Origin of the sequence: Polaribacter sp. BAL334 (genome assembly GCF_015767435.1) — a bacterium.
Lineage (GTDB): Bacteria > Bacteroidota > Bacteroidia > Flavobacteriales > Flavobacteriaceae > Polaribacter.
In genome coordinates this window covers 1-404 of sequence record NZ_JADWOV010000118.1, presented here as the reverse complement: position 1 = coordinate 404, position 404 = coordinate 1, and the positions used below count along the sequence as shown (strand labels likewise).

Annotated in this window: 1 protein-coding gene; it reads left to right on the top strand. The window is 26.5% G+C overall.

Features of this window, described 5'->3' with window-relative positions; all coding sequences use genetic code 11:
• Positions 1–404 (top strand): Brp/Blh family beta-carotene 15,15'-dioxygenase (locus tag IU405_RS00625; protein ID WP_317193332.1); only part of this gene is annotated, 404 nt, incomplete at both ends.

Sequence of the window (404 nt, the reverse complement as noted above, 5' to 3'; positions counted from 1 at the left end):
TTTGTATTATGAATTTACGTGTTATAAAAAATTACCAAAATTTTAAGATTTTCTTTACAGTTTTCCTATTTTGGTTCAGCATTCAATTCGGAAAACCTATTGAAGATTCACTTGCGTTTGTTTTGGTCATCTCCGTTGGCATTATCCATGGAGCAAATGATTTGTTAATACTTTCACTGAAACAAGTAAACAATACTAACTTTAAAAAGAACTTATTAATATACATAGGTATTGTTTTATCGTGTGTTGTTTTATTTCTTTTACAACCATTTTTATCGATTTTGTTGTTTGTTTTTATCAGTTGTTATCATTTTGGAGAAGAACATTTGAGTGATAAAGTTTCCGTAAATCAATTTTTTGATACCATTTACTTTATTATTTATGGAATGTTGATTTTTTCGATG